We start from the raw sequence: 530 nt of genomic DNA, 5'->3' as shown, positions 1-530 counted from the left end.
AACATATTCACGTGCTCCACCATTTTCATACTTTGATTTATAGTCAAAAAAAGTATCTTTTAATGGTTCTATTAAAACAGTTGGATATACTTTTCCATTTATTATAGGTACAGATATTTCCACACCTGTTATAACTCTTTCAATAACTACTTCATCATCTATTTTAAATACTTCATTTAATCCATATTCTAATTCTTCTTGATTAGTTGCAAAATATATCCCTATACTTGATCCACCTTTATTAGGTTTTAAAATAACCTTTTCACCTAAATTAAGTTTAGAAAATTCTACCTTTTCACCTTTTTTAACAGATATACCATCTATTACTCTAACTCCAGCATCTCTGACAACTGCTTTAGTAATATCCTTATCTATACATAAAGAACTTGTCATAATTCCAGGACCTGAATATGGTATATTTAATATTTCAAGTACAGATTGAACAGTACCATCTTCACCAAATTCACCATGTAAAGCAATATATGCAAATTCTATATCCATTCCTATAATTTTAAAAATATCTTCTTTTT

General features: G+C 27.4%; 1 protein-coding gene. It reads right to left on the bottom strand.

Going from position 1 to position 530, the window contains the following annotated elements; genetic code table 11:
* The coding region (locus AYC59_RS01610; protein ID WP_342666608.1) for an ATP-grasp domain-containing protein at positions 1–530 on the bottom strand (530 nt) is incomplete at both ends.

Origin of the sequence: Pseudostreptobacillus hongkongensis, from assembly GCF_001559795.1 — a bacterium.
GTDB lineage: Bacteria > Fusobacteriota > Fusobacteriia > Fusobacteriales > Leptotrichiaceae > Pseudostreptobacillus > Pseudostreptobacillus hongkongensis.
Note: the sequence above shows the minus strand (reverse complement) of the source record. Positions and strands in the feature narration are given on the sequence as shown.